The following is a 22,315-nucleotide window of genomic DNA, read 5'->3' on the forward strand; positions in this document are numbered from 1 at the left end:
GCGGCGATGTTCAGCACCTCACGCCTGCTAGCCGCCCTCGCCGTCACCCTTGCGACCGCGCTCGCAACCCACACCGCCTACTCGTGGGGACTGGCAAAGTACGCCAGTCAAGCATTCACGATCCGCGGGCCGAACCTTCGCCTGCTGCCTACCCAGGATATGGACCTTGCGGCCGCATACCTCAACGAGCGGTTTGGCGGCGATGACGATCTGGATGTGCTCTTTTCGGGCAGTTCGGTCACCGCCGGATATCCATTCTCCGCTGACACCGCCATGCCCGCTCGTTTTGCCAAGCTTGCCGATGAGGATGGGGTTGTCGTCGCCAATGGCGCCACCATCGGTCATGACCTTGCTCTGATGACTGAGTATTTGTGCGCGATGTCTGCACGTGACTTTTCGGCGGATGTCCTCTTTATCGAAATACCCACGGTCAACGAACTAAGCGTTGTCATGGCTGGGGAACAACCAAGGCCATGCGCGACAGGGCCTATCGAGTCCGGTGGATATCTCCCGTTCTTCCTAACCCATCCTTGGGGCGCCGCTGCCATACCGCGCCTGCGCGACCAGTATGCCGACCGGCACGGAGAAGGCGCGATGGAGAAGTGGGTGTTCCCTCCATCCTATGTGTTTACGGATGCCGATCTTGAGGCGAACGTGGCACTGGCGGCGCTCAGGATCGATGCCGCCCTCGATGCCGCCGACCGCATCGCTCCTCGAAAAGTGCTCTTTTTCTCCCCAGTCTATCGGAGGGCATTCGATGAGCAGGACATGGGCGGCGTGCTGGCTCGGTACGAAGCACTGGTCCTTGATGCGTGTCGCCAGCGGGACGACTTTGTATGCCTTCTGCCCGACTTCGGCATGGAGCTGGACATCAACAACTTTTTCAACATCACCCACGTCAATCGAGCGGGTGGTGATGCCCTGGCGGCATATCTCTCGGCAGGGGTCAAACGACACTAGGCGTCCCGATGATTGTGCCGTTCGTCGCAGTCGTAGACGGCGTGGTATTGGTATCCAAGATCGTGTTCGCGTCGACAAAAATCTGGCCTTCACTGGCAACCAGGCCGGTGACGCATTCGGAGACGCGGGTCGACTGGATGTTGGCGTAGCCCATGCCAGTCACCCGCACGCCCATATCGCAGGACGCGATGTGGTTTTGATTGAAGTAGGTCCGGCATCCCGGCCCCAGGATCAGCCCAATGCCGGCAGCATGGCCCAATGACGTGCGAGAGCCCGTAAACTCGGCAAGGCCTTCTACCGAGACCAGCCGATCAGCATACTGACCGCCGCCGACGATGGAGCCATCGAGGCGGGCGCCAGCGCCTTCACCGAAGAGGCGTAGAACCTTACCGCTCGACGGGTCAGCCCCGATGAGCAAAGTCTGGTTTGTATAGAGGTGAGCTCCATAGCGGACCATGATCAGTTCTTTGTCGGTCGTGGCCCCGCCATTGTAGGACAATCCGATCTGGTCGCAGTGCATTCTGGCGCCCCACCACAGGTCAAAAAAGCCCTCCTGGCTTGATCCGTTCCACCCGCCGGTCATGACCAGACCACCATTCGGAATGAGCAGTTCGCTGGAAATGCCGGCGCTATAGGTTGTGGTAGTCGAAACAGTCGGGCTCGTCGTGCGCGGGATGCGGATCATCGCTCGCAGCGCGGTCCTCGCGCCGGCATCGCCGGTAATGATCGAGGTAATAAAACCGCCGCCGGTCAACGCCTCCGCATCACCATTGCCGATGACGTTTCGGAAGCCAACGGGATCGCCGCCAAGAATGCCGGCCGGCAGCGGCGTATCGAGTTGCACGACGGGGTTGAAGACATTGCTACCCTGATGCGCCCAGCTCGACACCCCGTTGATCTTCGCGGTGAAGGTGCCGGACGATCGCAAATATAGGGTGTGCCCGCCGCGCAGGACGAACCCTGCGCCCTCGATATAGTGGTAGCCGTCAGCGATCTCGATCCAGATTTTGCTATCGTCCCCCGGCATGCAGGAACGCTGCCAGTCGATGGCAAGCTTGAGTGCGTCATATCGAGCGGTATCGGTGTTTGCGGCGGCCTCGGTCGTGGGATTGAAGAATAGCTTGGCCTCTTCCTGCACGCCGGTGCGCAGCGGCAGGCCGGCACGGAAGGCGATCTCAGCCGCATCATTGGCATTGCCGCCCACCATCGCTGGTGTCATCGGATTTGAAGCGATCTCGTACCAGACGACAGTGACCCCATCGTCCAGTGTGACCGAGAACTTGCCTGCGTGCGCCGGCTCGGTATCCACCTTCTTGTAAAGGGCGCCCCCGCCATCACCGGCCTCAGCATACCCCTCGGTCCGAACGAACTCGGGAGCCACAGATGGGGTCAACGCGGCAGCCTCAACAAGCGTCGCTGACGCACCTCCTCCCACGACCGTCACCGAGATGATCGGGGCCGTTGGATCTGTATTGTCCACCGCGATGCCATCGCCAGCTACGATGCTAGTCACAGTGCCGGCGCCGTCAGTCCCGGCCCTTGCTACCAACAGCCAGTAGGTATTGCTGGTAGTTGGCAGTGTCGGTGGCGCGTTGCCTGTGGTGGCCTGAAGGGCGCGCCAAGACGACCCATTGTAAAGCACACCATCGTCTTCGACATAGTCCGTCATGGCGCTATAGTCGCCCTGCCAGTTGATACCCTTGGGGCCAGTGGGGCCAGGAACCGTGCTGGCGTTGCCCTGATCGCCCTTCTCAACCGCCAGGTCCCATTTGTCGGCGGCCAGGTCGGTCGAGAACGCGTCCGATGTGTGCGCCTCAAGGCAGATATACGTGCTGCCATCCTGCTCAACGAGATCATCGACATCATATGCCGTGGCGGTGACCCACGCACCCTGCCAGACGCCAAGAATGGCATTGGTGCCATCGGCGCCCTGCGGACTGAACATCACCATCATTGCTTCATCGGCCGCGAAGCTGCCGCTGCCGCCGACATAGTCCCATGTCAGCTTGCGGTATCCGGTGCCGTCAACGACCGTGTCGGTGATCTTAAGTGCATGGAATGCAGCAGGGTCAGCAACCGAGCGAAGCCACACCTGCCCGCGCGCGGCAGCCGTGCCTTCATCATCCCAGCTATCAAGGATAGCGGCGACGGTCGCACCATTGGCGTCGAGATTGTCGAAATAGCCACCGGTGGAGCTGGCAATGTCGATATGGTTTGTCCGCAGATAGCCCGCGCCAGGATCGGCATCGGCGGTCTGGTCGCTGAAGCGGAAAAACAGGCCTCGACCATTGGCCTCAACCACGCTCATTTGCGCCAGCAGCTCTCGAACTCGCTGCGCGTTGCCCACCTCATCCGGCATGACCAGGATTTCATAGGCGCCATCCGTCACCTCCGTGCCCGGCCAGGCATTGATGCTGAGCGAGGTGTTGCTCATTGCATCGGCCGTGATCCGGGCAAAAACGCCCTGGGCCGGCACTGTGAACAGATCGCCCTTCCTCACCTTTCCCACCCAGAAGGTGTCAGTTCCGGTCACGGTTGTGCCGCCATTGGCCACCGTGACGGTGCCAGCGGAAACGGGTTCGGTCATAAAATGCCTCTGGATTAACTGCGCCGGCCGAAGCGGCCTTTGACGGTAAGGGCGTAAGTCACGCCATAGTCGGTCGGGTCGGAATACGGGGCCTCATTCACCCCGCCGTTCTGGTACTGCGCGGCAATGGTGACCAGCGTCGGGACCGGGAAGGTGTTGCTGTAGTCGTCCACGGTCCCGCTGCCGGTAAATCCATTATGGGCGGTATGAACGTACTTCCCTGCCCCCGAAGGCGCCGAGACATTGCCGCCGCGCCGATCTGCCTCCGGCGCCATTGTCTGGCCCCAGTTCCCGAAGTTCCCAGCCGCCGGTCCGCAGGATTGCTGCAGATCGACGATGAGATTGTCACCGGAGATGAAAACCGAAAGCGCACGCGAAAGGCCGCGAACCTGCTCGAGTAGGAAGCTACCGGTGATCTGGATGTAGTCGTTCATCCGGATGCGGGGTGTCAGGCTTTCAACGCCCCAAGAATGAGAGGGGCCAACCGTCCGATTGAGCAGCGCCTTCCCCCAGAAGATGTCTGCACCGTCAGGGATGGCGCCGAGCGTGATCTGGTTTTCCCACTCCTGCGGTTTGGCCAGAACGCAGGATGCATTGTTGAAGACGTAGCCGTAGCTTTCGGCCAGGGCGCTATAATCCACGTCGAAATTGTAGACATAGCCTTCGCCCTTCGGCACATCAGGGAAGACGCAATTTCGGCTGAACGTCTGCTCGCTGGTTAAGAACTGGACGAGGGTGTCCCCGGTAGAGAGGACGAGCCGATCATCCTTCTCGATGACCAGTTGGCCACCGACATAGCCGACAAACCCGCTCACGGCGCCCGCACCTGAATCGCGGGGCCGCCGGTGAAGGTGCCGTTGTAGGCCGCCGAGGGGCCGAAGGTCCAACCGCTGGTCTGCCAGGATGACGCGAAAGCCCACCTGGCCGCAGCCGGCACCGGGTCGGTGATGGTGCCGTCAGCGTCTACGAACCGAGGAGCCCCATTCTTGAGGTGGATCGTGCGGCCCAGGGCGAAGCCGAATGGATCGCCATTGGAGCCCACCTGCAGATAGCGACGATCCGACCGGAACTTGTCGCGACCAAGGTGCAGCACGGCGTCGTCGGGGTCCCAACGGGCCAGAATATCGCCACTTGGTGCCGGTGGCTGCTTGAAGATCAGCACCGTGTAATTCTTCGATATCGCCGGGATGGCGTTGGCGGTGCGGCTTGCCCGGACCTCGAGGCAGAGATGCGTTGTGGTGGCATAGGCGCAAAGATAGCGAGCCCTGCCATCGCCATAGAACTGGGCGATGTAGCCGGGATAGAGCGCGTCGCCATCCACCACCACCATGAAGTCAGGCACGTAGCCCAGGTTGTGAACCGCCAGCGTGTGCGTGGTCACGGTCGTGTCAAATACGACCTGCCCGGACTCGACCGAAAAACCACCTGATGGCGTGGCCGCTGCGATCGCTGCATGATTGACGGCCACCACGTCGGGCCCGAATGCCACCTCGCAATAATCGAATTCCGAGTGGAAGCTAATGTTCGCCAGCCAGTTCTCTGGATCGACCAATGGCCGATGCATCGGGTCAAAAGGGTCTTCCGGGTCGATCGCGCCAGGCGCAGGCTCATAGATGGCCGCCGCGTCAACCACGCGGCTGGCTCGAATGATGGGTGCCATTATGAACTCGAAATCTGGAATTCGCCTGTGGTCAGGTTCCAGAAGGACTGACCGTCTGCGCTCTTGATGGTGCCAACCGTCATGTCGCGGATCACGGCGCCTTCGGAGTTGAAGAGGGCGACGACATTGGTCCCGCCATCGGTGCTGATGACCGTACGATCAGCATCGAGCACGAGCTGGCTCTCGCCGTCAGTATTGATCTGCGCCAAGAACGCCGCGCTGCCGAACGTCTCGCCATCGGTCGATAGCTGCATCCCCCATCGCGCCTCGACACCGACCGGCGTGGCCTCGGCACCCATACGCACCATGACTTGTGCGGAGTTCCCACCCATGGCGGCGTAGAGGGAGGACAGAGCGTTAGCAATCGCTCCGTTCGGCCCAAGCGCCACCTCGATGATCTCGACAAAGCTGGCTTCGAGATCGCCGACTTTCTTGCGCAACTCCCGCTTGAGGACTTCTCGATCATTGAAATTGGCCAGGTCTTGCTCGGAGAGGAGCGAGCCGAACCGCTCGAAATTATCGAGAGATGACCGGACGCCCTCGCTGATCCATTTCAGGTCTTCCACGATCTCGGCAGCAATATCGGCAAAGGTGATGTCGATATCGTCAGGGCCGAGCTTGACGTTCGGTGTGGTGACCGGGATCCATGAGCTCTCCACCGTCACACGACCAGAAAATGGCACGTACTGGATCTGGACCTCATAGTCCTCATTGGGCAGCAGCGCCTGGATGATGCGGGCCTCACCTAGTTCCGGCCGGGGCGCCTCGCCCTCCCAGACAATGATTTCGTCGGCAGCGAGACGGATGGTGATCCGCACCGCCCGCACGTCGACGGTGACAGAAGCCGAGGACCAGAACACATCAATCGCCGGACGTCGGCTTACCCCGTCGCTGTCCACGGCAATGCCGGGCGCAACTGAGAAACCGCTCACCTCCTGCGGCGCCGGCCGATTGGTCACCACCGGCGCAAAGCTCAGCGGCTGTTCGTCGGTCTCTGGATTCCAGTCGTGGTCGGCAGCGTCGATCTCCTGCAAGCCAAACACCACCCAGCCCCATATCGGTCGCGTCCGTACCGTGATGAGGAACTTCTTGCCCGAATATCCGAAGCGATCCGAGGTCCACGCCCCCACCTGCAAGGGTCGGAATTGCGCGTATGCGGCAGGCAGCGCGACGACGTGGCGGCCGAACCGCCTGCCCTCTTCCACAACCGCCTTGAGGATGCGCTGCGCCTGTGTGCCGGAGAACGTCGTTTCAAGCGACAGCCCCTCTACCTGGCGACGCCCGTCATCCTCTTCCTCAAGGTCGCTGCGATAATAGGGAGCGGTTTCCTTGTCTTCCCAGGCCTGGCTCGGTTCCCGATAGGTGGCCGTCGCACCATTGATGATTTCGTCGAGGTTCGGAAACGGGATCGAGCCCAGTTCCTCGGTCGCCAGCACATCAGCATCGGTGAAGGAGAAATCCGCCTCATCTGGCACGCCAACCAGCGGCCATACCGTGCCGTCGCTGCCATGGCAGATACGGGCATTGGCGCCGATCAGGAAATCCTTGATGACATCGGCCGGCCGCTCGTTGAGGCTGATCTTGCGGCCGCCGCGGAACTGTTTTTCCGTGCCACCGCCCTTGAGGTTGATCGCCAGGTCACAGGCGTCCATCGCCGCCGCCCAAGCGTCATATGGCAACTGCGCCGCTGTTTTGCGGCCGCCCCAGATATGCGCGCCGAGGGTCGTGGCGCCGGCTGGGCTGTAGTGAATGCCTCGCTCGATGTTGTAGACGATGACAAGGTTGTTGTCCGAGAACGCCCAGGTGCTCGGATCGTCCCAGCGCTGAGAGCCAGAGCCGCCCGCAGTGCTGTCCTGCCGGGGGTCATAGAGCTTGATACCCTGGAACTCGCCCACAAAGCTCGGAAAGCCGGTCCATGTCGTTTCCGACCACAAGGCCGTCGTGATCAGCACCGGCACGCCGCGGCCAATCATGTCGCTGGTCCAAGCGCGGTCGGCATCGCTGCCGAACTTGCTGACCAAATAGCTATCGGCCGTCGTCTGTGCGCCGTCGAAGAACTTCCGCCACAGCCGACGCGTCCCGCCATCTTCCGCAAGAACGACTGGATTGCCCTGTGCCACGACGCCTGTGCCAGACACGGTGCGCCGGATGCCATTGACGAAAATGCCTGCCATACCGGTGACTGGCAGATCGCCAAACGAGTAAACGTCGGTCAGGTAGGCATTCGGCACTTCGCCGTCATTGCCCCACGCATTGCGGTATTCCAGCTTGCCAGCGTCCGCCACGGTGCCGATGAGGAATGACTGCGGAACCCTGCCTCCAATCGAGACAGTGCCGCGCGTGCCGGTAGCAGTCTTCTGGTCCTGTGGCCTGCTGAACGCCTGCTTGAGCAGGGTCGAGGCAAGGGAAAGCACCAGCCCGACGACGAGCTGGATGACAAGGCTGAACGGGTCCATGCGCTGCTATCCCTTCGCCTGGCCCCAAGCCGTCTGAATTTGCCCGGCGGTATCGCCGTATCGACGGAAGCGGTCGCCGCTGCGCAGGCGCTGCTGCTCATCGGATTCCATGGCGGGATTGGTCTTGGTGAGATCGATGGAGTCGTTGACGGCCGTAATGGACAACCCACCCTCGCCGCCGGCTGGTGCGTCCTGCACCTCGGCACCATCGATCCGGCCCGAGAAAAGCAGGTGCGGCGCGGCCACCAGGTTCCACGTCGCTGGATCGAAAACTCCGCGGTGAAACTCGACACGGGCCACTCTGACATTGTGTCCGAACACCATATCCATCGGGCCATCAGCGGCCTTGCTGATATGGTCGAAGCCGTAGCTCACCGACCGGGCTTCCAGCCCGATGGCATCGACAATCTCAGGAACGGCCAGCAGCGTGCCGCCGCCGCGATAGTCACGGCTGACTGGCGTTTCTGCACCGGGCGGAACCACGTTGACCGACACATTGTCTTCGCCGGTCCAGTAGTTGAACGTCTCCGCAGCACCGCCCAGCGTCTTGCCGTGGCAGGTCCAGAAATCGCGCAGCACCAAGGCTCCGCTTTCGAGGGCGGTTATGGTTTCAACATCATAGGGCATGGGCTACCGGCTATAGGTTTGCTCGGCCGAGAACTGGATTTCGCTATGCAGCCCGCCCTGCTTGGTCGGGAATGCACTGCCAGGCTCGATGCGGAATTTGGCGCAGGGCTTCTTGATGATCACGTCCGGCGTGCCAGCGATCGAGGCCGGCAGCGGCGGCCAGATTTCTGCCGATGCAACCGCCCCGGTGATGGGGTTGGCCGTTCTCGCCTCGGCGAACTGGCCGAGGTAATAGCGGGACGTGTCGAATACGATGCCGAAATAGGTGCCAAGCGGGATTTCATACCCAGCCGGAAAGCCCGAAAACGACACATGCAGCCGGTCGGTGATGACGTTGATGGCGGGCACGGTCGAGCCGATGACTGAACCGTCCGGGTCGCTTGCAGGGTATGGCAGTCGCTTATTGTAGAGCAGGACGGTTTTCAGTCCCCCTGCCCGACTGTTGATCAGCGCCATGACGCCCTCCGCCTCGGCGTTGAGCATAGGGACCGTAGTTGTCTCTGCACGCCATAGCGAAGGCGCCCGGTCGGCATAATGGGTCTCCCCGCCGCCCGTGGCCGAGCGCTGCTGTTGGAATCCCTGGACGAACTGCCAGTCCTGCACCTTGAATAGCTCAGCGAAGTCCGCTGCGGCGAACGGGTCAGCAAGCGCCATTTTAGCTGGCCCTCCGAAGCGGGTTCGCGTTGAACTTCGTGATGGCGTCGGGAAGCTGACGCTTGACCTCCTTGGTGATCTCGCGGGCCAGTGCCGGAGCGGTTTCCGGCGATGTGCCGGCAGGGACGTTGATCACGTTGTTGATGACCAGGTCGCCGGAGCGGCCATTGTCGTTGCTCTGGTTCTGATTTGCCGGTCGCGGCCGGGTGTGGTCGATGACCGTCTCACGAGGGTGAAGCATCGCGAGGAAGCCGCCCTGCCCATCCAGCCCGCCAGTGCGGGGGCCATAACCCGTGTCTCCACCGCCAGCAAAGCCGGGGAAGAACCCTCCGCTGCTGCCGGTGATCGAGCTGGTGCCGAACAGGCCGCTACCCATTCCACCGCCAAAACCTCCGGTGAACCCACCCATCACAGCGCCAAAGATCATGTCGAAGATGCCATTAGCGGCCATGGTGAGAGCGCGATCAGCGATCTTGTCGAGAGCATTCGCCCCGGCATTGCCAAGCGCTTCCCAGAAGGACTGCCCCTCACGAAGGCCCGACTTCATGTCGGCAAAGAAGCCGGAGAACACCTCTTTGCCGAGATCGTAGATTTCGGTCAGACGCCGGGTCGATTCCTCTGCCGCTACCATCTCGGCCGCCAGCCCGGAGATTTCTGCCCGCTGTTCGCTCGACAGCTTGATGTTGTCGTTCGCCGCCTTGTTGAGCATGTCCTGCTCGTAGCGGAGCCGGTTGGCAGCCTCCTCGGTCATACCGAGCGCCTGGGCCTCAAGATGCTGCTCGGCGATGAACTGGCGGGCATCACGGGTCAGATCACGATAGGCTTCGGCCTGCCGCTCGGCCTCTTTTGCAGCCGCCTTGGATGCCTTTTCATCGACACCCATGCTGTCAGCAAGGCCGCGCAAAGCATCAGCCGCGCCAGACGCGGCACCCTGAACAAACGTGACGGCCTCGCCCAGATAGTCGGTCGCCATGGCATCGCTCATGGCCTGTTCGGAATAACTGGCAACGGCAGCCGCAGCTCCAGCGTTGCGGTTGGGAATTTGTGGCGCGGTCAATTCGCCAGCGCCTGCCAGGGCACCGACGCCGGCGGCGGCCAGATGATTGACGCCTGGCAATGGCAGCGTGGAGACCCACGACAGGAAGCCCAGAACCTGCGTCCGGCTTTCATTCAGCATGGTCGTGATGCCATCGAGAACCGATTGCGCGGCCTGGATGGTGATGTCGCCCAACACCGCTGGAAGCGTGGCCCACAGCACCTGGATGCCCTTAAACCCACCGACGAAGGCACCGATGATGAAGTTGATACCATCCTGCGCCGCCCCGACGATATCGACGCCCAGCATCTTGGTCAGTTCGTCCCGCCAGATGACCGCACCAGCGACGATGGCAACGAAGCCAGCAATGAGCAGCGCGGGCAGACCAACGGTGGCATAAATGGCCGTGGCAACGCCCCAGACGGCCTTGGCGACCGTGCCGAGCGAACCGACCACCGTAACCAACCCGGAAATGATCGCCGGGGAATACAGCAGCGCCAGACCGACAGCCGCTGCCGCAGCATAGGGTGCGATGACTTCCAGCCCATCGGCGAGGAAATTCAGCGTCATCTCGGCCGCAGCACCCCAGTCCACGAACTGAAGGCCTGCAGCGACCAGCGCGATGATCCCGATAGTCATCAGCGACAATGGGCTGATGATTGCCCGAAGGCCCGTCACGATGCCCTCCAACGGCTTTTCCATCGTCGCAAAGACCGCGGAAAGCTGCGTGCCCTGCTGCAGGGCGATCTGGAGCGGATTCATGCCCATGGCCGCCGTCACACCGATATCCTGGAACTGAGCTGCAATGTTCGCCGTGTTGAACGATCCACCCACGCCCACCATGCCCCTGCCGGGCTGCTGGCTCAGTTGGGCGGCGTGCTGCCGCTCCTGCTGCATCAACAGTTCCAGGGCCTGTTCTTCACGCAAATAGCCTGCGGCCACAGCGTTGGACATGGCTACCGCTGACTTTTCCGCCTGCTGCTGCAGTCGGATTCGCAGGGCAAACTGCCTGTCGATGGAACTGGCGGCCTGCTCGAAAACCCGCTGCTCCTTCGTGCGGCGGGCCACGCTTTCAGTCGTGACCGCCAGGCCACGCTGCTGGGCGTCCTGCATCCGTTTCTGGGCGGCCTCGAAACGGGCAACGCCACCGGTGGCCATATCGGCAGCCTGACCGGCGTCCGACATCTTCTTGCCGAACTGGTCGAGGGTCGCCAGCGATCCATCTGCACGGACGATCAGCCGGGTCACAACATCGGTCATTGCGGATCGTCCTCTTGGTTGTGGCGGGCGGCGAAATAGGCGTCATCGAGCACTTCGATGATCTCGATCTCCCATGGAAGCAGGCGAAGTCCGGAGAGCCGGTCGAAGGCGTCCAGATCAGCCCAGGAGATCGGTGTGGGGCCATATCCATTGCCGCCATTGCGGCTCCGGATGCGGCGAAACGCCGTCCACAAGTAGCGCAGCGCTTCGGGGAATGGCGGCAAGGCCAATTCGGCCTCAAGCTCGGCTTTCCGTTCCGGCGTCCGCGACCGGCTCAACTGCCCCTGCAGGTGTTCCCGGTAGGAATGGCCATCTTTATCGACAGCCGACAGCGCGAATTCGCGCTCCGCATAGTCCAGCAGGTCTATTCGGAGCGCGGCGAAAAAGATTTCTCGGCCGCCAGGAACTCCATAGCCTGGGTCAGCACGCCAACCCGCTTGGGATGGGAGAGGAATTCAATGGCGTTCTCAGGCGAGAACGGGAAGGGCTTGTCGCCGATGATCACTTCGGACCAGCCGACGATGCGCGCGACCAGATCGGCAATGTTCTTGGCCCGAACCGCGTCGGGGATTTCCTCTTCCGCCTTCCACTTCCGGCCGTTGACCTGGCTCTGCTCGATCTGAGCGGACTTGTGCAGCCGTTCGCGGGCGAGGCGGTTATTCAGCGCTTCGGTCTTGGGATGGCCGGGGCCGGCGAATTCCCAGAACCAGCCGGTCGGATTGCCGGCGGCATCGAGCACCTGCATTTTGCCAGTATCGGAAGCCTCGAATGCGTCGAGACTGAAGGAAGGCACGGCCTTTTTGGCAGTGTCGGTCATATCGTATTTCCTTTGTCGGAAGGGGCGAGGAGCGGCGCCGACACGCCACTCCTCTGGTCGCCGGAGCGACGTTGGTTCGGCTGTCGGGCCGATGGGATTAAGCGGCGCTCGTCTGGAAGCCGATCATCGTGTTCGGATAGGCCCCGCCCCGCTCATCGACACCCACAAGGCAGGTGAAGGTGACGGTGCGGCCATTGTCCTGACCAAGCTCGCTCTTGGTGGCGCTCGCCAGGGTGATGTTTGGCAGGTAGAAGGCGCAGAAGTCGGCGGCGCCACTTTCGTTTTCCTCGAACACCAGATGCAGGCTCAGTTCGTCCTCATCGAGGTACTGCTGCACCCGGGCGATATCCTTCTTCAGCGCCGTCACAGACAGGGTGATCTGGGCCGAATTGGTGAACACTTCCGGCGTCAGCACCGAGCCGACGACAGGCGTTCCCGAGGCATTGAGCTGCAACGTCAGATCGATGCTGGACACGTCGAGAACATCGACGCCACCCAGCATGATCTTAGCCTCCACCGCCGTCAGGCCGATGCTTGTGGTCTTGGTTGGGTCGGTGAAATACGGCGCCTCAGCACCCTCCAGAGCGTCCATGTCCTGGCCGACAATGCCGAAGGTCAGCATTGTCATGCCGTTGGGCTGAAGCTGAAGCTGCATCGAGCCGATACGGCAGCCGGTGAAGATCTCGGTGCCGTCGATATCGGCCTCGTATTCTTCGAAGGTGTAGCTGTAGGGGGTAACACCCTGGACCAGTGATTTCGGCCGGGAAATGGACGCTGCAGTATCGGCCACGGCATCCGCGATCAGAGTCTCCGCGACCGTGATCGTGGTGGCATCAAGGTCCGTGATGCGCAGGTTGCGCGAGTTGTTGGCCGCCGTCGCGTGCCCCGTCAGGCGAATGATATCCCCGATGCGCAGGCCGAGGGCAATCGGGGAGCCCGAAGCCAGGACGATGGTGTTCGCGGTCGTGGTGATCGAGGTGAAGTCGGTCTCGTCAAGCTCAAGCGCAGCGCTGAACGTGCTGCGGAACACGGCCTCAATCATGTCGTCAAACGTTCCGACCGAAAGATCGACAGGGTAGCTGCCTGTTACCGACCGGGAGCCGTGGCGCCCGCGCGTCGACATACCATCCGAACGCAGTTCGTTGCTGTTGATCGGTTCCTTGGCGAGGTTGAGACCGCCCGAGTTGATGCGGCAGACCTTGGCGTCGGTCGCGCCAGGCAGCACGCCAAACGAGACTTCGCGCTTGCGGGAGACAAGCACATTCCGGCCTGACTGATACATAGGAGTAGGCTCCATCAGAAAAGCCCCTGCGGCAGTGCCGAGGGGCTGTTACGGGGATTGCCCACGTCATCGCGACGTTGGCGGTTCGCCTTGCCTAAGGGCGTGTGAGGCTACCGGCTCGCGCCGGAATTCAGTGTTCGGTCTGCCGAACGGGGACGCGGTAAACTTCGCCGCTCATGGTGCGCAGGGTTTCGTATTCCCAGCCCGGCACATCCTGGCCATCGTCGGACGGCCATCGACTTTCGATCTCGCGCCCGTCGTCGGTGGGAATCCGATCAACTGTGACTTCGGTCGCGTTCTGCATCGTGATTTGGCGGGTCTTGGGTATGTTCATTTGCATCACCCCTGGTGGAAATACTGGAAGGGCACCGACATGGTGACCCGGAACCAATTGCCGGCATTGACGCCTGCAATCTCGCTTTGCGCCGCTGCATCGCCACCCTCATCAACGCGAGGAACCCAGGTGCGCAGGTAGCAGCCATCTGCCTCGTAGAGTTTTTTGCTGCGGAACAGTTCGCCGATGGTCTCGGCATATTGGGTGGCAAGATCCTCGCCCGTGCCATCCTCCACGAAGACGTGGACGTAGATCATGCCATTGGTCTGGCTCAGATGATCGCCCGGTACGCCGACGCCGCGGATCGTCTGGCCTGGCATGGTCGCCATTTCCAGATAGACCCAAGGCTGGAAGGCCGGGAAACTAGACCCCGGCACAACCTCCTTGGGCGGCCATGGGTCGTCAGGAACCTCGTTCTGATAGGCAATGCGTGTCGTCGTCCAGCCAGCCTCAAGAGCGGCCCGAACTGCAGCCTTTGCGGCGCCATAGCTGCCCATACTCAGCGCTCCCTGATTTCGAGGGCCGGATAGCGATATTCGCTCTTGTTCCCCCCCTGCTTGCTGGTGAGAACCGATCCGCCCATCAGCCCGCGATAGGTGAAGAAGATGCGCGCCTGATTGCCGAACCGCTGCTGCAAGGTGAATTCCGCCTGCTCATAGACATGCTCACTGCCGGGCACGCGCATGGTCATCTTGCCCAGCTCAATCTTCCGCGAATACGGCATCGAATTGGAGATGATGATGTCGCCCTGCCCGTCCCAGCCAGCCAGATTGCGGGCCTCGACGCCGTCGACAAACAGCCGATGGTTCATGCGATAGGCACCGGAGAGAACCGGCGACAGGTCGAACAGCGTATCGAGCGCGACCTGCACCACTTCATCGAGGCGGGGATAGACATAGATGATCGTCCCATCGGCCCGAACCTGCTCTTCCCGCGCGCCACGCACGCCGTCGACAGTCCGAATGAACCGGCTCGGCCGTGGATCGTCCTGCATAACCTTGGCGTGCTCGCGCTTTGCCAGCGCCGCCAGTGCCTGCTGTGTTTCCTCCCGGGTCGCCTGCGCAGCCAGGGGCGAACAGCCGCTGATTGGCCCCAGCCATCAGGGAGCGCCTTGTGCCGTAGACGCACCGTAGATCGTGTCAGTGACGCGTTCATCGCGCCAAAAGGTATATCCACCATCCTCCCAAACATCCCTGCGGGGACGCGGTGCGGCTGGATAACGTGGCCAAGGGCTCTTAATCTCAATTTGCCGGACCCTGCGACCGAACCACCCCTTCCGAAACCGAAAGCGGCCGGTCGGGTGTTGCGCAGCGATCTCGCCATATGTGTGGATCATGGTCATGTCAGCCTCACGCGCAGATTCCACCGAACCGGCGTCGTGCCAATATGGATGGGTTCGGCCGTCATGACCTTGCCGAGCTTGGCGCCGGCCGTGATGATAAAATCGTCGTTTTCCTTCGGCTGAAACGTGGCCAGCGACGATGGCGAGACAACCACTTCCCGGTCCTGCTGAGTGATCAGCCCGACCAGTTGTTCGGCCTTGTAGCCACGGACGAAGCCGACTGCCGCTTGCTCAGTCGCACCGCGCTTGAACGCAATAGCCTGGCCATGGCGGGACAGTTGCCGATCAAGTTTTGCAATCGCCCGTTCTGGCGTCATGGAGTGATCACCTTTAGGCCAGACAGTAGGCGCGACATGACAAGATCGACCGCCGCTTCAGTTGCATCGGGCGCCGCGTATGCGTCGGTTCCGATCCCTTCCACACTTTCCGACCGCAGCCCAACGCTTTGCGGGTCAAAGGCGAGAATACGACCAGCACCAACAATGACAGCCTGCTTGACCTGCGCCGGCACAACGCCAGTGCCCTCATCGGTTTCTTCGTCCAATTCATACCCGGCGCGATACCGAACACGCACTTGGCCACTCGGCCCGCTGATCTTGATCCGGTCGAGCTCAACTGGGTCGGCCTCGAAGGAGACTTCAGCTCCATCCGCTCCCGTCACCGATACAATTTCGATGACCGGCGGATAAGGCAGGCGATACCAGCGGCCAGGCTGGAGCGTAACAAGGGTGTCCAGCACCTGAACACCAAAGGACCGCCCGACCCATCCTGTCGGGCCGTCAATACGCCCCTGCGCAGCAGCGATCGCGGCGAGCGCCGCGACATCGTCGTCGGGATAGGTGCCGGAAAGTTCGCTCGGCAGAACAATGGGGCTTGGGCCGGAGATTCTAATGGTCGACATGCCGGCCTACTTTCCCGCGTCCCGGCCGTTCTGGCCCTTCTTTACAGCCAAGCGCCAACCGCTGTCAGGCGTATCTGGCTTGAACGGACCATCCTTCTGCGCAATCCAGTAGGAACCGCCCCAGGTGACGCCATTGCCCTTCCGATAGCCGACGCCCTCGCGGTAAACGCCGCGGTCAAAGACAACCGGGAGGGCGAATTCCTTGACGCCATCGCCCCGGGCGAAGCGCAGCGATACGCCTTCATCGCTTTCGACAAGATCAAGCTCATCGAAGCCAAAACCGTCACGACCAGCGGCGCCGTCAGCGCCCTTCGCGCCGTCGCTGCCATCACGTCCATCACGGCCGGCAATCAGGCCTACATCAACCGTGGCGCCGCTAGTCAGGGTCAACACCAGGTGCCCATCCTTGCTCTGGACGGCACCGGCCAACCCCACACCATCCTTGCCATCGGCACCATCCATGCCGGGGCTGCCATTCGCACCGTCCTTGCCGGGCAGTCCGTCCTTACCGTCAATACCGGGGGCGCCATCTTTCCCGTCGATACCGTTCGGGCCAGGTGCGCCGTCCTTGCCATCCACGCCGTCGCGGCCCGGCTCACCATCCTTGCCATCCATGCCGGCGGCGCCGTCTTGCCCATCGATACCGTCACGTCCATCTTTGCCGGCCACGGGAGGATTGGCCGCCAGGTACCGCGCCACTGCGTCGGCGATCTGCTCAGCAGTCACCGGCTCAGCGTCTTTCCCGTCCTGGCCAGGGGCACCGTCGGCGCCATCTCGACCGTCGGTTCCGTCCTTGCCATTCAGCCCATCGCGGCCGTCCTGGGGCTTCGGCATGTCGGCAATCACCTGCTCAAGCTCGGCAACGCGGGTAACCAGCGGCTCGACCATCTGGCCGATCAACTTGCCGATAACTGGCGCCATGCCCTTCATCAGAAGGGCGATTTCCGTTTCCTTCATCAGGCGGCCCTTTTCGGCTTCGGCAGAGCGAGCAGTGGGGAGATTTCCTTGAACTCGGCTTCAAGGATGGATTTGGCAGCCTGGGACAGCGCATCGCCCGACACCTCGGACTCCAGCTCTGGCTCGGGCGCCGGCGGGACAGGCGCTTCAATGGGTTGAGCATCGCGCCGGGCCAGCCATTCGAGGCTGTGATCCTGCTCCTGCATATAGACGGTATTTCCGCCCTCAACCGGAGCCAGGTTGAGCCGCTTCCGCTGCTCATTGGGCGTCATCTTGCCCTTGGATTTTTCCAGCACATCCATTTGTGTGCCGCTGTCCATGCGCAGGAGATTGTCGAGGTCGAATTCGGTGCCCAGCGTTTCGCCAGTCCCAAGCCCTTCGTCGAGACAAAGCTCGATGCTCTCGATGTGCACCTGCAGGCACTGCGAATAATACTCGGTGTTGAGCGCCTGGACGTTGTTATACGTCGGCTGCGCCCCGATCCCGATCTTGTAGGGCGGCACATGGTAGGTGGAGCAAACCACCTCGGCAGACCACTTCAGCTGCTCGACCAACTGGGAATCGGTGGCCTTCGAGGTCATCACTTCGTACTTGAGCCCATCGCCCAGTACCGCGATCTTTCCGCGGTTCTTCCCGGTGAAGTTGGTTTCCCAATGTTCCTTTAGGCGCGCCGCGGTCTCCGGCTCTACCCGGCCAGGCGCTAGCAGCACGCCGCCAGGCATCGAGCCGTTCTGGAAGAACAGCGCCGAGTTGTTCTGGATGTTCAGCCCCTGCGTGGCCGCCAGGCCATTCGCGAAGATCGGCGACAGGCCCACGAGCGGGTGAAACATGCAGTTGAACCGGTCGTGGATGATCTCGCGCGCGGGCACCACGACGCGCTCAGGAAGGCCCGCCAAAGCGTCGGTGTTCAGTTCGTAGAACACATCACCATTATCGGCGATCAGCGGCTTGACGCGCTGCGGATCGAGAATGTGCATCGCCACCACGACGCCACGACCGTCGCGCTGCTTCAACGCATAGGTGTTGCCTTGCTGGAGCTTTGACAGCACCCAGCTTTCGTAGAACTGGATGCGGTTCTGGTAGATGTTCGGCTTCCGCAAAACGGGCGAATAGGCAGAGCGTTTGACCTCCGTCCAGATGCCGTCGCGGCCTTGCTCCACCAGCATGATCCGAAGCTTGGCGATATCAGAGGCAATCAGCGTCTGACAGGCGAAGACCGCATGGAAAGACAGGACACTTTCCATTTTGACTTCGACGTTACGCTGGAATGCCCCAGCGAAGCTCTCCCGGATAATCGGCCACCAGCCCCGGTTCTCGTCTGGCTGAGACATGGCCTTTTCGGCACGTTTCCACGAGATCGACATGCCGAAAATCTTCATGCCGCCTCCTTTGTGCGTCCGCACCAGGTTGTGTCTTCAAAGCCGCAGGATCGGGCGATCCGGTCGGCGTGGTCATCATCGTAGGCAATGGCCAGAACCTCGCCCGGCCAATGCTCAGCCGCCTCTGGGGAGGCGATGACCGCAGCAAAGTCGCCACCATCAAGCGCGCGCTCGACATCATCCCAGAGGCTCGGCCCATAACCGAGAATGAGGCAACGACCATCAGTGCCAATCTCGTACCGGCATTTGTCGGGGAACTGCGCCGTTGCCCATGCGCGGAAGCCAGCGGTGCGGGCGCAATCATCGGACACCGAAAGCACGTCGGCGCCGGCCGGCGGCGCGCGCCACACTCTGGTCTTTACATCTCGACGGCGCTCGCTCGGAGCCGGGAACAGATTATAATAGAGCGTCCGCAGCAGGTAGCGGTGACCAGCGAAGCCATCCACGAGGTCTGCGAGGCGCAGGGCATCATAGACCGTGGGCGTGTGCAACCCGAACCACAGCGGCTCCGCGATGCCCTTGCTGCGCAGTATATCTTGTGTGCTTTCGACATATGCCCTGTACCGGCCCGTCGCCTGCCCGCCCTTCAAATATTCATCGATCGTGCAGAGATGCTCGTGGCGGAAAGACCACGGTCGCAGCACGAAAATATCGTCGTGCATGACGATGAATTCGCCCTGGACCCCTGCTCCATGGATCGCGGCAACGATATTCGCCGTCGAAGACTGATATCGATCTTCGACCCGGCCAACCGGCACATGCTGCACGGCCTTGCTGATGATGACCGGCTTATCGCCAGCGACAATCACCCGGTCGTGCGGAACATTGGGCAGAGACCGCAAGGCATAGCGCAATTCGAAGTCTTCAGGCGTGCTCCGGTATGGAATAACCACATCCATCACGCTGTACTCACTCGGCGCCAGCCATTTGTGATGCGGGCCTCGATCTGTTTCAGCGACTGCTGAAACGTCGAGGAAACGCCCAGCGCATCGTCAATGTGGGCAATGCCCTCAGCCACGCTCGCGACCCCGGTCATCACATTGGCATTGAAATTTGCGCCAAGCTGGCGCTCGAAATCCGCACTGGACAGGATCAAGCCGCCGAAATCCTTGCCGAAAATCATAACCTTCAGGCCGATTTCCATCATCTCGAGCGCGCACCTGCCGACGCCGATGCCATAGCGGTAGTGCGCGACCCGTTCGAGCGCTTCCCGCTGGTCTTTCACCCCGGCAACCGTGTCGAAGTTCAGACCCGCCAGCCGATCGAAGGACTTGCGCTTATCGCCGATGATATTTCCGTAGTAGACCCACCCCCTAGCAGGCCGGTGCGCAGGAAGTGCCGAAGCGTCAACGGCGTTCGGTATCCACAACCCACGCGAGCCAAGGGTCTCGGCCAAATCCTTATAGGTGGTGACGAACAGCTTCGTTTTGCTGCTCAAGTCTGCATGTGTGCGCTCGTGCAGATACTGCACGGTCGCGTCAGGAACTTTGCCGCAGGTGGCAATCGAATCCGCCGGCCCAAGCAGCCCCCGCCAGATTGGCAAGTGCCATTTGCATATGTCCTGGGAGTATGTGAACGCGCCATTGGTCCGGTGGAGCCGGTCATAGCGGGCCCGCCAAACAGGATGGCCATGGTCATAGACAATCACCGGTGAGCGCTACGACGCGAGCGCCAGATCAATGCGACGCTGCAACTCGACAGCATCCCACCCCGCGAAGGCCCTCTTGCCGACGAGGGTCTGATAGTCGGCGCGCAGCTTGTTTAGCGCGTCCTTGTCACCGTCAGGGATTTTCGAGCCGCCCTTTTTACCATTGGCATCATGGGGCTGCTTCGCCCTCTGGATGATTTGCGCTGGCGGAGCGTCGATCTTGCCAGGGGTTCTGGTCGCCTTGGCTTTGCCGATCGCGACGAGGATTTGCGCATCTCGATGGGTGCGCGTGGTGAAATAATCACCCGCTTGCAGGCGCCGGGTGGCATAGACCAGTGATTTAGTGGCTACAAGATCACGCATTTGCGCCTCCATTGGAGATCAGTGGGCAGCAGCGCCGCCCACTGGATTGACTAAAGCGGAGCCTTACGAGGCCGGGATGGCGCCGTAATCAGCATCGCCGATGAAGGCGACAGCCGACGCGCGGCGCTTGGCGAAGTTCAGCGGACGCACGACCTTGATGGCCACCGAATCCGTCTGGAACATCGACACGACGCTGGTATTGGCCACCGGCGTATCGGACGCGCCGTCGGGTGCATTGTCCATCTGGATCGCCGCCTCGGTGGAGAGCGAAACTTCCACGCCCCGATCCCCGATCTTGTAGATATCGGAGGGCTTCAGGAGGATCAGATCCCCGGCACCGACATTGCCGCCGGCCACGAGCGGGTCACCGAGCAGAGCGCCACCGTTGGCGGACAGGCCAGGGAAAGCCCAGTTGCCGAGCGCATTCTGCATCAGGCCGAGGGCCTTCGACAGGGACTGCGTGCTGACGAACTGCAGACCATCGGCGTTATTTGCGGCGATGAAGGCAGCGTAGAGCGCCTTCACGTCAGCAATAACGCCGTCGATGTCACTGCCGGCACTGGTGCCAGCCGAAACGCCGTTGAGAATGCCCGCCGGCGAGACACCAGACACAGCAGCGCCGGTACCAAGGAAGGTCTGATCGACGCGCTGAGCGGAGGCTTCGACCAGAGCATCGCGCACCAGGCGTTCAGCAGAGGGCGAGGAATCGCGCAGCAGTTCCTTGGACACCACGGCCAGAGCCGCGACCTTCAGGGGCGTGAGGTTCACATCCATGAAGTCAGCCTTGCTGAGCGGGATGGACTTCGACTGGCCAACCCAGTAGCCGGTCGCCGCGCCATCCTGGCCGGCGATGTTGACGTTGGCAGGGACTTCCCGCAGAGGCAGCTTGTCGAAAACGGTACGGCTGTACAGATATTCGATGAAGTCGCCTGTGTAGCGGTCGATATGGACCAGTTCGGCGCCCCATTCACCGGACTCGGTGCCGCCACCGGCCACCGCGGCCTTGATGGATTCCACCAGCTGCGGATTTTGCTGCCCCCAGCGCTTGTGGGCAACGCCAACGGCCGAGACATCATCGATGCGGGCCAGGGTCTTGGCGATCACCATGCGGGTGTAGTTCTGGCCCTCGAAGGCCTCGTCCTTGTCGCCCCGCTTCAGGACGATGGGATTCGCCAGGTCGCGGGATTCGTTTCCGGACTTCAAGGTCGTGCCGTCAACCGGCTTAGCCGTGGAAGCATTGGCCTTTTCCATGGCGCGAAGGCGCTTGAGGTGATCGTCGATCTCGACGATGTCGGCCTCGTTGCCGTCGAAGGTCTCCTTCTGCTCCTTGTCGAGCGTGGAGCCATCTTCGGCCGCCTTGTTCATGATGGTCTCGTTGGCGGCGACGAGCGAAGCACGCTTCTGCTCGAAAGCCGTAATCTGTTCAGAAATCTTGCTCATTGGTTTGTCCTCACAATCGAGCGAATAACGAAGGGTTTCGCCCGGTCGCGGGCAGGTTCATCCAGCTTGACCACACGGCCCGTTTTGCCGGTCGCGGCAGGGTCGGTGTCATCGGGATTGGCTTCGGCGTCGGTCGCCGCCTTCAGCGCCGCGGCGTCGTATTGCTTGATGGACTGGATCGAGGCATCGGCATTGGCCGGAATGGTGACGGCCGAAAGCTCCAGCCACTCCCACTTCTCGAAAATCATGCCCCAAGAGTTCGGGATCTGCTCGGTGTCGATGCCGCGGAAGCCGATGGAGAGGCCTCGCACCAGGCCGGCCTTGATATATTTCCAGGCACGCTCGACATCGTCGTGCACACCCTTGGCGATCTCGGCGGTGATCTCGATGCCCTTCTTCGAAACCTTCGCCTCTATGACATGGCCAATCGGCTGCCGGCTGTCGTGCTGGTAGAGGAATGGGATGGGCAGGGTGAAGACGGCACCCTCAGGCATCACGATATCGCCTGCCCGGTCGGTCTTGGGCGTCGAGGCAATGCCAGTGATGCGGCGAGATTCTTCATCCAGATCCTTGATCTCAAGGACGCTGTAGGCTCGGGTCATGGTCATGGAG

Annotated in this window: 23 protein-coding genes; 1 reads left to right on the top strand and 22 read right to left on the bottom strand. The window is 61.6% G+C overall.

Going from position 1 to position 22,315, the window contains the following annotated elements:
* The first annotated feature begins 6 nt into the window (after positions 1 to 6).
* Positions 7 to 960 (top strand): SGNH/GDSL hydrolase family protein, encoded by a 954-nt coding sequence (locus FPZ08_RS06955; RefSeq protein WP_146289297.1) that lies wholly within the window; start codon positions 7 to 9, stop codon positions 958 to 960.
* On the opposite strand, the gene FPZ08_RS06960 is transcribed toward FPZ08_RS06955, so the two are convergent.
* From FPZ08_RS06960 to FPZ08_RS07065, 22 genes are all read right to left on the bottom strand, one after another.
* Complete coding sequence (locus FPZ08_RS06960; protein ID WP_146289298.1) at positions 947 to 3,547, bottom strand: hypothetical protein; 2,601 nt, start codon at positions 3,545 to 3,547, stop codon at positions 947 to 949. The genes FPZ08_RS06955 and FPZ08_RS06960 overlap by 14 nt on opposite strands.
* Before the next feature lie 14 nt (positions 3,548 to 3,561).
* Positions 3,562 to 4,362 carry a hypothetical protein gene (locus FPZ08_RS06965; protein ID WP_146289299.1) on the bottom strand — a complete coding sequence of 267 codons (801 nt, stop codon included), beginning with the start codon at positions 4,360 to 4,362 and terminating at the stop codon, positions 3,562 to 3,564.
* Positions 4,359 to 5,207, bottom strand: a complete 849-nt coding sequence (locus tag FPZ08_RS06970) for a hypothetical protein (protein WP_146289300.1) — start codon at positions 5,205 to 5,207, stop codon at positions 4,359 to 4,361. Before FPZ08_RS06970 ends, FPZ08_RS06965 begins: the two co-directional genes overlap by 4 nt.
* Positions 5,207 to 7,663 (bottom strand): phage tail protein, encoded by a 2,457-nt coding sequence (locus tag FPZ08_RS06975; RefSeq protein WP_146289301.1) that lies wholly within the window; start codon positions 7,661 to 7,663, stop codon positions 5,207 to 5,209. Before FPZ08_RS06975 ends, FPZ08_RS06970 begins: the two co-directional genes overlap by 1 nt.
* Before the next feature lie 6 nt (positions 7,664 to 7,669).
* Positions 7,670 to 8,290 carry a hypothetical protein gene (locus tag FPZ08_RS06980; RefSeq protein ID WP_146289302.1) on the bottom strand — a complete coding sequence of 207 codons (621 nt, stop codon included), beginning with the start codon at positions 8,288 to 8,290 and terminating at the stop codon, positions 7,670 to 7,672.
* 3 nt (positions 8,291 to 8,293) lie between these two features.
* Positions 8,294 to 8,944, bottom strand: coding sequence for a hypothetical protein (locus FPZ08_RS06985; protein ID WP_146289303.1), 651 nt, complete (start codon positions 8,942 to 8,944; stop codon positions 8,294 to 8,296).
* Between the two features lies 1 nt (position 8,945).
* Positions 8,946 to 11,240, bottom strand: a complete 2,295-nt coding sequence (locus FPZ08_RS22150) for a phage tail length tape measure family protein (protein ID WP_210246866.1) — start codon at positions 11,238 to 11,240, stop codon at positions 8,946 to 8,948.
* A complete protein-coding gene (locus FPZ08_RS06995) occupies positions 11,237 to 11,518 on the bottom strand; it encodes a phage tail assembly chaperone (RefSeq protein ID WP_246132821.1) in 282 nt (93 codons plus the stop codon). The genes FPZ08_RS22150 and FPZ08_RS06995 overlap by 4 nt, the downstream gene beginning before the upstream one ends.
* A gap of 86 nt (positions 11,519 to 11,604) precedes the next feature.
* Positions 11,605 to 12,057 carry a hypothetical protein gene (locus FPZ08_RS07000; RefSeq protein WP_146289305.1) on the bottom strand — a complete coding sequence of 151 codons (453 nt, stop codon included), beginning with the start codon at positions 12,055 to 12,057 and terminating at the stop codon, positions 11,605 to 11,607.
* 97 nt (positions 12,058 to 12,154) lie between these two features.
* Positions 12,155 to 13,339 carry a phage tail tube protein gene (locus FPZ08_RS07005; protein WP_146289306.1) on the bottom strand — a complete coding sequence of 395 codons (1,185 nt, stop codon included), beginning with the start codon at positions 13,337 to 13,339 and terminating at the stop codon, positions 12,155 to 12,157.
* A 130-nt stretch (positions 13,340 to 13,469) separates the two neighbouring features.
* Positions 13,470 to 13,673 carry a hypothetical protein gene (locus tag FPZ08_RS07010; RefSeq protein WP_146289307.1) on the bottom strand — a complete coding sequence of 68 codons (204 nt, stop codon included), beginning with the start codon at positions 13,671 to 13,673 and terminating at the stop codon, positions 13,470 to 13,472.
* 5 nt (positions 13,674 to 13,678) lie between these two features.
* Entirely contained in the window at positions 13,679 to 14,170 is a 492-nt protein-coding gene (locus FPZ08_RS07015; protein WP_146289308.1) for a phage tail terminator-like protein, read from the bottom strand.
* 2 nt (positions 14,171 to 14,172) lie between these two features.
* The gene (locus FPZ08_RS07020; protein WP_146289309.1) at positions 14,173 to 14,667 is read right to left on the bottom strand and encodes a hypothetical protein; all 495 of its coding nucleotides are present in this window, start codon (positions 14,665 to 14,667) and stop codon (positions 14,173 to 14,175) included.
* A 344-nt stretch (positions 14,668 to 15,011) separates the two neighbouring features.
* Entirely contained in the window at positions 15,012 to 15,332 is a 321-nt protein-coding gene (locus FPZ08_RS07025; RefSeq protein ID WP_146289310.1) for a hypothetical protein, read from the bottom strand.
* Complete coding sequence (locus FPZ08_RS07030) at positions 15,329 to 15,916, bottom strand: hypothetical protein (RefSeq protein ID WP_146289311.1); 588 nt, start codon at positions 15,914 to 15,916, stop codon at positions 15,329 to 15,331. Before FPZ08_RS07030 ends, FPZ08_RS07025 begins: the two co-directional genes overlap by 4 nt.
* Positions 15,917 to 15,922: 6 nt before the next feature.
* Positions 15,923 to 16,873, bottom strand: coding sequence for a collagen-like domain-containing protein (locus tag FPZ08_RS07035; protein ID WP_146289312.1), 951 nt, complete (start codon positions 16,871 to 16,873; stop codon positions 15,923 to 15,925).
* Positions 16,873 to 18,252: a phage portal protein gene (locus FPZ08_RS07040; RefSeq protein ID WP_146289313.1), complete on the bottom strand. Its 1,380-nt coding sequence runs from the start codon at positions 18,250 to 18,252 to the stop codon at positions 16,873 to 16,875. The genes FPZ08_RS07035 and FPZ08_RS07040 overlap by 1 nt, the downstream gene beginning before the upstream one ends.
* A complete protein-coding gene (locus FPZ08_RS07045) occupies positions 18,249 to 19,151 on the bottom strand; it encodes a hypothetical protein (RefSeq protein ID WP_146289314.1) in 903 nt (300 codons plus the stop codon). The genes FPZ08_RS07040 and FPZ08_RS07045 overlap by 4 nt, the downstream gene beginning before the upstream one ends.
* A complete protein-coding gene (locus tag FPZ08_RS07050; protein WP_146289315.1) occupies positions 19,151 to 19,900 on the bottom strand; it encodes a hypothetical protein in 750 nt (249 codons plus the stop codon). The genes FPZ08_RS07045 and FPZ08_RS07050 overlap by 1 nt, the downstream gene beginning before the upstream one ends.
* A gap of 9 nt (positions 19,901 to 19,909) precedes the next feature.
* On the bottom strand, positions 19,910 to 20,263 hold the full coding sequence (locus FPZ08_RS07055) for a hypothetical protein (RefSeq protein ID WP_146289316.1): 354 nt from the start codon (positions 20,261 to 20,263) through the stop codon (positions 19,910 to 19,912).
* A gap of 63 nt (positions 20,264 to 20,326) precedes the next feature.
* Complete coding sequence (locus tag FPZ08_RS07060; RefSeq protein ID WP_146289317.1) at positions 20,327 to 21,703, bottom strand: phage major capsid protein; 1,377 nt, start codon at positions 21,701 to 21,703, stop codon at positions 20,327 to 20,329.
* Positions 21,700 to 22,311 (bottom strand): HK97 family phage prohead protease, encoded by a 612-nt coding sequence (locus FPZ08_RS07065; RefSeq protein ID WP_210246867.1) that lies wholly within the window; start codon positions 22,309 to 22,311, stop codon positions 21,700 to 21,702. The genes FPZ08_RS07060 and FPZ08_RS07065 overlap by 4 nt, the downstream gene beginning before the upstream one ends.
* Positions 22,312 to 22,315: the final 4 nt, after the last annotated feature.

The organism is Devosia ginsengisoli (assembly GCF_007859655.1).
GTDB classification, from domain to species: domain Bacteria; phylum Pseudomonadota; class Alphaproteobacteria; order Rhizobiales; family Devosiaceae; genus Devosia; species Devosia ginsengisoli.

What these genes read in the sequence shown, in the direction of transcription:
- FPZ08_RS07000 (WP_146289305.1), bottom strand. Translation starts at nt 12,057, where the DNA reads ATGACCGACACTGCCAAAAAGGCCGTGCCTTCCTTCAGTCTCGACGCA.
- FPZ08_RS06975 (WP_146289301.1), bottom strand. Translation starts at nt 7,663, where the DNA reads ATGGACCCGTTCAGCCTTGTCATCCAGCTCGTCGTCGGGCTGGTGCTT.
- FPZ08_RS22150 (WP_210246866.1), bottom strand. Translation starts at nt 11,240, where the DNA reads ATGACCGATGTTGTGACCCGGCTGATCGTCCGTGCAGATGGATCGCTG.
- FPZ08_RS07025 (WP_146289310.1), bottom strand. Translation starts at nt 15,332, where the DNA reads ATGACGCCAGAACGGGCGATTGCAAAACTTGATCGGCAACTGTCCCGC.
- FPZ08_RS07045 (WP_146289314.1), bottom strand. Translation starts at nt 19,151, where the DNA reads ATGGATGTGGTTATTCCATACCGGAGCACGCCTGAAGACTTCGAATTG.
- FPZ08_RS07055 (WP_146289316.1), bottom strand. Translation starts at nt 20,263, where the DNA reads ATGCGTGATCTTGTAGCCACTAAATCACTGGTCTATGCCACCCGGCGC.
- FPZ08_RS07065 (WP_210246867.1), bottom strand. Translation starts at nt 22,311, where the DNA reads ATGACCATGACCCGAGCCTACAGCGTCCTTGAGATCAAGGATCTGGAT.
- FPZ08_RS06980 (WP_146289302.1), bottom strand. Translation starts at nt 8,290, where the DNA reads ATGCCCTATGATGTTGAAACCATAACCGCCCTCGAAAGCGGAGCCTTG.
- FPZ08_RS07040 (WP_146289313.1), bottom strand. Translation starts at nt 18,252, where the DNA reads ATGAAGATTTTCGGCATGTCGATCTCGTGGAAACGTGCCGAAAAGGCC.
- FPZ08_RS06955 (WP_146289297.1), top strand. Translation starts at nt 7, where the DNA reads ATGTTCAGCACCTCACGCCTGCTAGCCGCCCTCGCCGTCACCCTTGCG.
- FPZ08_RS07005 (WP_146289306.1), bottom strand. Translation starts at nt 13,339, where the DNA reads ATGTATCAGTCAGGCCGGAATGTGCTTGTCTCCCGCAAGCGCGAAGTC.
- FPZ08_RS06985 (WP_146289303.1), bottom strand. Translation starts at nt 8,944, where the DNA reads ATGGCGCTTGCTGACCCGTTCGCCGCAGCGGACTTCGCTGAGCTATTC.
- FPZ08_RS07060 (WP_146289317.1), bottom strand. Translation starts at nt 21,703, where the DNA reads ATGAGCAAGATTTCTGAACAGATTACGGCTTTCGAGCAGAAGCGTGCT.
- FPZ08_RS07010 (WP_146289307.1), bottom strand. Translation starts at nt 13,673, where the DNA reads ATGAACATACCCAAGACCCGCCAAATCACGATGCAGAACGCGACCGAA.
- FPZ08_RS07035 (WP_146289312.1), bottom strand. Translation starts at nt 16,873, where the DNA reads ATGAAGGAAACGGAAATCGCCCTTCTGATGAAGGGCATGGCGCCAGTT.
- FPZ08_RS06970 (WP_146289300.1), bottom strand. Translation starts at nt 5,207, where the DNA reads ATGGCACCCATCATTCGAGCCAGCCGCGTGGTTGACGCGGCGGCCATC.
- FPZ08_RS06960 (WP_146289298.1), bottom strand. Translation starts at nt 3,547, where the DNA reads ATGACCGAACCCGTTTCCGCTGGCACCGTCACGGTGGCCAATGGCGGC.
- FPZ08_RS07020 (WP_146289309.1), bottom strand. Translation starts at nt 14,667, where the DNA reads ATGCAGGACGATCCACGGCCGAGCCGGTTCATTCGGACTGTCGACGGC.
- FPZ08_RS07015 (WP_146289308.1), bottom strand. Translation starts at nt 14,170, where the DNA reads ATGGGCAGCTATGGCGCCGCAAAGGCTGCAGTTCGGGCCGCTCTTGAG.
- FPZ08_RS07030 (WP_146289311.1), bottom strand. Translation starts at nt 15,916, where the DNA reads ATGTCGACCATTAGAATCTCCGGCCCAAGCCCCATTGTTCTGCCGAGC.